Genomic DNA, 7,185 nt, shown 5'->3' with positions numbered 1-7,185 from the left:
TGCGCCGCCGAAAGCAGCCGCTCCCACGTCTTCGGCGGCACCAGATGCTGCAGGCTGCGGCCGGCCGGCAGCATCCCTAGGCGCGCGGCCAGGACGCTCGACTCGGCTTCGGACGCGCCATCCATCGGCATTTCGAACCAGAGGTCGTCGGCACGGGCCAGGCCCTGGCTCAGCGCCGCCGGCCGCCAGTCGAGTCCGGCCGGGAGGACGTGCACCGAGCCGAACAGCACCATTTCGGAATCCGCGTCCCGGACGATCCAGACCGGCGGCTTGGCCCAGGCCGGTCCGGCCGCGACCGTCAGCAGCGCCGCGGCGATGACAACTCTCCACATGCGGCCGAGCTTAGGGACGGTGCGTCCGCTTCGCCAGAGGCGCGGAACGGGCGGGCGCGCCCGGCAGTTCGGTCGGATAGGAGGCCTTGATGAGAGAGCAGGACGAACGCGGGCCCGGCGGCACACCTAAGCCGCCAGCGCCAGGCGGTGGGACCGCGAAGGGAACCGGCTACGGCGCCGGCGGACTGGGCGGAGGCGCGGACCGGGCCGAAGGCGGCGAGATCACAGCTCACGACGCGCCGGGCGTGACGCCGGCGGGCGAGAAGACCCGCAGCTTCGGCCCCGACACCCAAGATCCGGGGGACGCCGTCGACAACCCGGAAGACCAGCAGGCGGCGCGGGAATAACCCGCCCTTAGCGCTGGCACCTCGGGCAGTAGAAGGTGGAGCGCCCGGCCTGCACCTGCCGGGCGATGACGCCGTCGCAGCCCTCGTTCGGGCAGGGCCGGCCCTGGCGGTCGTAGACCCGGAAGCTGTGCTGGAAATAGCCGAGAGCCCCATCGGCGGCGGCGTAGTCGCTGATGGAGGAGCCGCCGGCCGCGATCGCCGCCTCCAGCACTTCGCGGACGGCGACCACCAGCCGCTCCAACCTCGCCCGCGAGATCCGTCCCGCCGGACGGAAGGGGGAGATCCGCGCCCGGTGCAGCGCCTCGCAGACATAGATGTTGCCGAGGCCGGCGACGATCTTCTGGTCGAGCAGCAGGGTTTTGGGCCCTTGGCGACGGCCCTCGAAGGCGTGGGCCAGGCGGGCGGCGTCGAAGCCGCCCGACAGCGGCTCGGGGCCGAGGCCGGCGAACCAGGGGTGCAGGTCCATCAGGGACGTCTCGACCAGCGCCATGTAGCCGAACCGGCGCGGGTCGTAATAGGTGACGCGGGCGCCCGCCTCGGTCTCAAACACGACGTGAGCGTGCTTGGGATCGGGGTCGGCGGCGTAGTGGAACTCGCCGGGCCGCACGGCGCCCTCCGGCCGGGCGATCTCGAACCGGCCGGTCATCCCCAGATGCATGATCAGCGTCTCGCCGACGCTCAGCGGCGCCAGCAGATACTTGGCCCGGCGATCCAGCCGCAGGATCCGGGCGCCGGTCAGCCGCTGGACGAAGCCCTCCGGGAGCGGGAAGCGCAGGTCGGGCCGCCGGGCCTCGACCCGGCCGAGCCGCGCGCCGGAGAGCACCGGCTCCAGGCCCCGGCGGACGGTCTCGACCTCTGGCAGCTCGGGCATGCCGCCGGCTTGGCACGGGCGCGGGCCGGTCCGCAAGCGAGGCCGGCTGAACGGCGCCTGAACGGACGGCTCGAAACGCGTTCAGGCTCGGCACGCTAAGTCCCGTCGGAGTGAACCGTCAGGAGGGACAGACATGCTCACCACCAATTCCAAGCGCATGGGCTTCGCCGCCGCCGCCGTGGCGGCCGCCGGCATGCTGGCCGCCAGCGTGCCCAGCGCCGCCAGCGCCCAAGGGATCAGCGGCGTGACCCGCTGCGCCGCGCCCGGCGGCAAGCAGGAAGCCGGAGCCGTGATCGGCGCCCTGGTCGGCGGCGTGGTCGGCAACAAGGTCGGGGGCAACAAGCCCGCCGCCGAGACCGTGGCCGGGGCCCTCGTCGGCGCCGCGGCCGGTTCGGCCATCGGCTGCCAGATGCAGCACAACCGCGCCCGCAGCTACGGCTACCAGCGCTACGACCGGTACGATCGCTACGACCGCTACGACCGCTACGACCGCTACGATCGCCGGCGGTAGTCGCCGGTCGCTGGCGCCCGCGCCCGCGGGCGTCTAAGACCTCAGCCGATGAGTGAAAGCGCCACCTTCGGCTATCGCGACGTGGACCCTGAGGAGAAGCCCCGCCTGGTGCGCGGGGTCTTCGACAGCGTGGCCCGCCGCTACGACCTGATGAACGACCTGATGAGCGCGGGCGTCCACCGGCTCTGGAAAGACGCCATGGCCGCCCGCCTCAACCCTCAGCCGGGGGAGCGGATCGTCGACTGCGCCGGCGGCACCGGCGACATGGCCCGCCGGTACGCGGGGCTCGCCCGCCGGGCGCAGGAACGCCGGGGCGGCGCCGACGCCGAAGTCCTGGTGGTCGACTACAACGGCGAGATGATCGCGGCGGGGCGCGAGAAGGGGTTTCCGCCCGAGGTCGTCTGGGCCGTTGGCGACGCGCAGCGCCTGCCGCTGCCGGACGCCAGCGCCGACGCCTACTCCATCGCCTTCGGGATCCGCAACGTCACCGACGTGGCGGCCGCCCTGCGCGGGGCGCGGCGGGTGCTGAAGCCCGGCGGGCGGTTCCTGTGCCTGGAGTTCTCGCGGCCGATCACCGAGGCGCTGCAGAGAGCCTACGACGCCTACTCCTTCAAGGTGATCCCCGCCGTCGGCGAGAAGGTCACCGGCGATCGGGAGGCCTACCAGTACCTGGTGGAGAGCATCCGCCGCTTCCCCGACCAGCGCCGGTTCGCGGCGATGATCGGCGAGGCCGGCTTCTCCCGCGTGGGCTACACCAACTTCACCGGCGGCGTCGCCGCCCTGCACCACGGCTGGGCGGTCTGACGCCATGAGCGGGCCCGCCGCGTTCGCCCGTCTGATTGGCGCGGCCTGGATGCTGGTGCGCAACGACGCCCTGCTGCCGCGCGAGTTCGACCACCTCTACGCCGGCGGGGTCCGAACACTCGCCAACGTCACCCGCGTGGCGGCCGGTCCCGAGGCCAAGGTCGGTCGCCCCGGCGAGCGCCTGGCCCGAGCGCTGGAGCGGCTGGGGCCGGTGGCGATCAAGCTGGGTCAGCTGCTGTCGACGCGGGCGGACATCTTCGGCGGCCAGTTCGCCGAGGACCTGTCGCGGCTGAAGGACCGGCTGGACCCCTTTCCCACTGAGGCCGCGCGCGCCGCCGTCGAGGCCGAGCTCGGCCGCCCCATCGACAGCCTCTACGCCACCTTTGGCGGGCCGGTGGCCGCCGCGTCCCTGGCGCAGGCGCACGAGGCGACCCTGCTGGACGGCCGACCGGTCGCCGTGAAGGTGCTGCGGCCAGGGATCGAGCGACGCATCGCCGAGGATTCCGAGGTGCTGGCGCTGGCCGCCCGGATCGTCGAACGCTGGAGCATCCCGGCGCGGCGGCTGGAGCCCCGCGCCCTGGCCGCCACGGTGATCCGTGCCACCGAGCTGGAGCTGGACCTTAGGCTCGAGGCCGCCGGCGCGGACCAGCTGGGCGAGGTGATGGCGCGGGACGCCTACATGCGGGCGCCCAAGGTGATGTGGGAGGGGGTCGGCAAGCGGGTGCTGACCCTGGAGTGGGCGCAGGGGCGGCCGCTCTCTGATCCCGCCGCCCTCGAGCAGCCGGGCCTCGACCGTAAGGCGCTGGCCGACAACCTGACGCGCGCTTTCCTGGCCCAGGCGCTGGACCACGGCGTCTTCCACGCCGACCTGCACGAGGGCAACCTGTTCGCCGCCCCGCCGGCCCAGATCACCGCCGTCGACTTCGGCATCATCGGCCGGCTGGGCCCGGCCGAGCGGCGCTACCTGGCCGAGATCCTGTGGGGCTTTCTGGACCGCGACTACGAGCGGGTCGCCCAGGTGCACTTCGACGCCGGCTATGTGCCCCGCACCCACGACGTGGCCCTGTTCGCCCAGGCCCTGCGGGCGGTCGGCGAGCCGGTGTTCGGCCGCGCCGCCAGCGAGGTCTCCATGAGCCGCGTGCTGACCCAGCTGTTCGAGATCACCGCCCTCTTCGACATGCGCCTGCGGCCCGAGCTCGTGCTGCTGCAGAAGACCATGATGACCGTCGAAGGCGTCGCCCGCCGCATCGACCCCGACCACGACATCTGGGCCGCCGCCGACCCCGTGGTCCGCCGCTGGATGGCCCGCGAGCTCTCGCCGCTGACCCAGGCCCGCCGCGTCGGGGAGGAGGCGCTCGCGACCCTGCAGGCCCTACGCCGCCGGCTGGAGACGGAGCCCGCCGGAACCACCGTCGCCGTTGTCGAACCGGCGACGCGACCGCGGTGGCCGTGGGTGCTGCTCGGCGCGGCGCTGGCGGGGACGGCGGCGTGGATCGCCGCGCTTCTCACTTAACGCGCCGCTCTCCCCCTCCATCATCGCCGGGCTTGTCCCGGCGACCCATCCGTGGCGGTAGGCCCGGCCTCTTCAGGATGGGTGGCCGGCATGAAGCTGAGGGTCGCGTTGCGCCGGCTGGCGAGGATGTAGACTGCCGTAACGCGGTCTCCATCCCAGCCCATACCTACCCCTCGCGGTCGCCGCGCCCGCCTGCGCTGGCGGAGCGCCGCGCTTCCCGGTCTTTCTGTTCTTGCCAGTAGGCCGCGCCCTCGTCGGGCTTGAAGAGGGTGCGGGGGGCGCCGTCGCGGGTCTTCACGGCGAAGACGTTGGCCTTGGGGTCGTAGATCAGCACGTCGCCGTTGGCGCGGGTCAGGGTCTGCGCACCGGCCGGCGGGTCGCCGACGAAGGCGTGGGCGGTCTTCACGAACTCGTCGAGGCTATCGGCGCCGAAGGCCTCGCCGTTGCGCTCGAAGGCGCGGCGGGCGTTCTCCTCGGCGCTCCGCTCACGGCTCGCCGACCACATGGGCTTGCCGTCCACCTGCGGGACCGGATCGTCCCGGCGGTCCTCGCGACGGCTCTCCGTCCGATCCCTCGCCGGCTCGGCCTCCGCGCTCGCCAGCCGCTGCGACTCGCGCGGTTCTGTCTTGGCCACCGCAGACGGGCCGTTGTCGCACGCCGCAACCACCAGCAGCACCGCGCCCGAAGCGAGCGCCTTACTCCACGCCACCATCTTCGCCTCCATCACCTGTTATGGTTGTTGAGAACGAATAAAGAACAGATGCGACGGTTTGTCCAGCGGCCTCGCTTGGCTTAAGGGAAGGGCCGGTCCAACGGGCGTGAGGCCAAAGCCTTGAAGCGGGTTCTGCTGATCGTCGGCGGCGGCATCGCGGCCTACAAGGCGCTGGAGCTGGCGAGGCTCCTGCGCAAGGCTGGGATCGAGGTCCGGCCCATCCTCACCAAGGCCGGGGCCCAGTTCGTGACGCCCCTGTCGCTGTCGGCGATCTGCGAGGACAAGGTCTATTCCGACCTCTTCTCGCTGACCGACGAGGCGGAGATGGGCCACATCGAGCTCTCCCGCTCCGCCGACCTGATCGTCGTCGCCCCCGCCACCGCCGACCTGATGGGCAAGGCGGCGAACGGCCTGGCGGACGACCTGGCTTCCACCACGCTCCTGGCGACCGACACGGCGGTGCTGATGGCCCCGGCCATGAACGTGCGGATGTGGACCCATCCGGCCACCCAGCGGAACCTGGCCACGCTGAAGGCCGACGGCGTCAGCTTCGTGGGGCCGGACGAGGGCGCCATGGCCTGCGGCGAGTTCGGCGAGGGTCGCCTGGCCGAGCCTGCGGCCATCTTCGAGGCCATACAGGGCATGCTGGCGGGCGACGTCGGCCGGCCGCTCGCCGGCCGACGGGCCATCGTCACCGCGGGGCCGACGGTGGAGCCGATCGACCCGGTGCGGTTCCTCTCCAACCATTCCAGCGGCCGGCAGGGCTACGCCATCGCCGAGGCGCTGGGCCGCCTCGGCGCCGAGGTGATCCTGGTCTCCGGGCCGACGGCGCTGCCGGCGCCGCCCGGCGTGAAGCGGGTGGACGTGCAGACCGCCCGGGACATGCTGGCCGCCTGCGAGGCCGCCCTGCCGGCCGACATCGCGGTCTGCGTGGCCGCCGTCGCAGACTGGCGTCCGGACGGGACCGGCCTTTCGAAGATCAAGAAGGGCGCAGGCCCGGCTCCGCCGCTGACGCTTGTTGAGAACCCGGACATCCTGGCGACCCTGTCCAGGAGCGACCGGCGCCCGCGCCTCGTTGTCGGCTTCGCGGCCGAGACCAACGACGTGGAGACCTACGCCCAGGCCAAGCTCGCGAAGAAGGGCTGCGACTGGATCGTCGCCAACGACGTCAGCCAGCCGGGGGTGATGGGGGGGACCGAGAACACCGTCTCCATCGTCAGGGCCCAAGGAATCGAGCGCTGGGAGAAGGCCCCCAAGGATGAGGTGGCCCTCAGGCTCGCCCGACGCATCGCCGAGGAGCTGACGTGAACCCACGCGTGCCGATCATCCGCCTGCCGCACGGCGAGGGCCTGCCGCTGCCAGCCTATGAGACGGCGCTGGCCGCCGGCATGGACCTGCGCGCAGCGGTCGAAGAGAGCGCGCCGATCGTGCTGCAGCCGGGGGAGCGATTCCCGGTCCCGACGGGCCTGGCCTTCGCCCTGCCCCCCGGCTTCGAGGGCCAGGTGCGGCCCCGATCGGGCCTGGCCGCCCGCCAGGGGGTGACCTGCCTGAACACGCCCGGCACCGTCGACGCCGACTACCGCGGCGAGGTGAAGGTGATCCTGATCAACCTCGGCCAGGAGCCGGTCACCATCCGCCGCGGCGACCGCATCGCCCAGCTGGTGATCGCCCCCGTCGTTCAGGCCGAGTGGGCGGAGGTCGAGACCCTCGACGAGACCGCCCGCGGGGCGGGAGGATTTGGTTCGACGGGCGTGGGCTAGCCCTCGGGCGGCGCCTCGAACCCGCGCACCTGTTCCTCCAGCGCCTGGGCCACGCCCAGGGTCTTGGAGTCCGCGCCGTACGGCTCGATCAGCTGCACGCCCACGGGCAGGCCGCTGCGGGTGCGGCCCGCGGGGACCGCCGTCGCCGGCAGGTGGCAGGCGGTGGCCAGGGCGATCCAACCCAGCATGGTCGTGTAGGGGTGTTCCTTGCCGTCCGAAGCCTTCAGCTTGCGGGCGTCGAAAGGCCGCCGGTCGTGCTTGAACGCGGCCACCGGCGCGATCGGAGCCATCAGCACGTCGAACCGGCGGAACAGCTCGCCGGTCTCCTGCCGCAG

The 7,185-nt window shown here is 72.7% G+C and carries 10 protein-coding genes; 6 read left to right on the top strand and 4 right to left on the bottom strand.

Annotated features, from left to right (window positions below; all coding sequences use genetic code 11):
- On the bottom strand, positions 1-332 hold a 332-nt coding region (locus VHK87_RS07110), incomplete at its 3' end, for a TraB/GumN family protein (RefSeq protein WP_329634205.1).
- An 89-nt stretch (positions 333-421) separates the two neighbouring features.
- Between VHK87_RS07110 and VHK87_RS07105 the strand changes: the two genes are divergently transcribed.
- Positions 422-679 carry a hypothetical protein gene (locus VHK87_RS07105; RefSeq protein WP_329634204.1) on the top strand — a complete coding sequence of 86 codons (258 nt, stop codon included), beginning with the start codon at positions 422-424 and terminating at the stop codon, positions 677-679.
- 7 nt (positions 680-686) lie between these two features.
- Here VHK87_RS07105 and mutM read toward each other — a convergent pair whose 3' ends face one another.
- On the bottom strand, positions 687-1,550 hold the full coding sequence (gene mutM, locus VHK87_RS07100) for a bifunctional DNA-formamidopyrimidine glycosylase/DNA-(apurinic or apyrimidinic site) lyase (RefSeq protein ID WP_329634203.1): 864 nt from the start codon (positions 1,548-1,550) through the stop codon (positions 687-689).
- Positions 1,551-1,683: 133 nt separating this feature from the next.
- On the opposite strand from mutM, the gene VHK87_RS07095 reads away from it, so the two are divergent.
- Genes VHK87_RS07095 through ubiB form a run of 3 tightly spaced genes read left to right on the top strand, consistent with a single transcriptional unit; the run spans position 1,684 to position 4,378 of the window.
- Entirely contained in the window at positions 1,684-2,061 is a 378-nt protein-coding gene (locus tag VHK87_RS07095; protein ID WP_329634202.1) for a glycine zipper 2TM domain-containing protein, read from the top strand.
- A 48-nt stretch (positions 2,062-2,109) separates the two neighbouring features.
- On the top strand, positions 2,110-2,865 hold the full coding sequence (locus VHK87_RS07090) for a class I SAM-dependent methyltransferase (RefSeq protein WP_329634201.1): 756 nt from the start codon (positions 2,110-2,112) through the stop codon (positions 2,863-2,865).
- A gap of 4 nt (positions 2,866-2,869) precedes the next feature.
- Positions 2,870-4,378: a 2-polyprenylphenol 6-hydroxylase gene (gene ubiB, locus VHK87_RS07085; protein ID WP_329634200.1), complete on the top strand. Its 1,509-nt coding sequence runs from the start codon at positions 2,870-2,872 to the stop codon at positions 4,376-4,378.
- Between the two features lie 166 nt (positions 4,379-4,544).
- Here the strand turns inward: ubiB and VHK87_RS07080 are convergent, their stop codons facing one another.
- Positions 4,545-5,090 carry a hypothetical protein gene (locus tag VHK87_RS07080; protein ID WP_329634199.1) on the bottom strand — a complete coding sequence of 182 codons (546 nt, stop codon included), beginning with the start codon at positions 5,088-5,090 and terminating at the stop codon, positions 4,545-4,547.
- A 120-nt stretch (positions 5,091-5,210) separates the two neighbouring features.
- Here VHK87_RS07080 and coaBC point away from each other — a divergent pair, with 120 nt between their 5' ends.
- Together coaBC and dut are read left to right on the top strand one after the other, a co-directional pair.
- Complete coding sequence (gene coaBC / locus VHK87_RS07075) at positions 5,211-6,398, top strand: bifunctional phosphopantothenoylcysteine decarboxylase/phosphopantothenate--cysteine ligase CoaBC (protein WP_329634198.1); 1,188 nt, start codon at positions 5,211-5,213, stop codon at positions 6,396-6,398.
- Positions 6,395-6,850 (top strand): dUTP diphosphatase, encoded by a 456-nt coding sequence (gene dut, locus VHK87_RS07070; protein WP_329634197.1) that lies wholly within the window; start codon positions 6,395-6,397, stop codon positions 6,848-6,850. Before coaBC ends, dut begins: the two co-directional genes overlap by 4 nt.
- Here dut and VHK87_RS07065 read toward each other — a convergent pair.
- Positions 6,847-7,185 (bottom strand): amidase family protein (locus VHK87_RS07065; protein WP_329634196.1); only part of this gene is annotated, 339 nt, incomplete at its 5' end. The two genes, dut and VHK87_RS07065, sit on opposite strands and share 4 nt — an antisense overlap.

The organism is Phenylobacterium sp., assembly GCF_036263695.1.
In the GTDB taxonomy this organism is placed as follows: Bacteria; Pseudomonadota; Alphaproteobacteria; order Caulobacterales; family Caulobacteraceae; genus Phenylobacterium.
This window is presented reverse-complemented; position numbering and strand designations above follow the sequence as displayed.

Coding starts and splice junctions, on each gene's coding strand:
- VHK87_RS07105 (WP_329634204.1), top strand. CDS start 422: ATGAGAGAGCAGGACGAACGCGGGCCCGGCGGCACACCTAAGCCGCCA.
- mutM (WP_329634203.1), bottom strand. CDS start 1,550: ATGCCCGAGCTGCCAGAGGTCGAGACCGTCCGCCGGGGCCTGGAGCCG.
- VHK87_RS07095 (WP_329634202.1), top strand. CDS start 1,684: ATGCTCACCACCAATTCCAAGCGCATGGGCTTCGCCGCCGCCGCCGTG.
- VHK87_RS07090 (WP_329634201.1), top strand. CDS start 2,110: ATGAGTGAAAGCGCCACCTTCGGCTATCGCGACGTGGACCCTGAGGAG.
- ubiB (WP_329634200.1), top strand. CDS start 2,870: ATGAGCGGGCCCGCCGCGTTCGCCCGTCTGATTGGCGCGGCCTGGATG.
- VHK87_RS07080 (WP_329634199.1), bottom strand. CDS start 5,090: ATGGTGGCGTGGAGTAAGGCGCTCGCTTCGGGCGCGGTGCTGCTGGTG.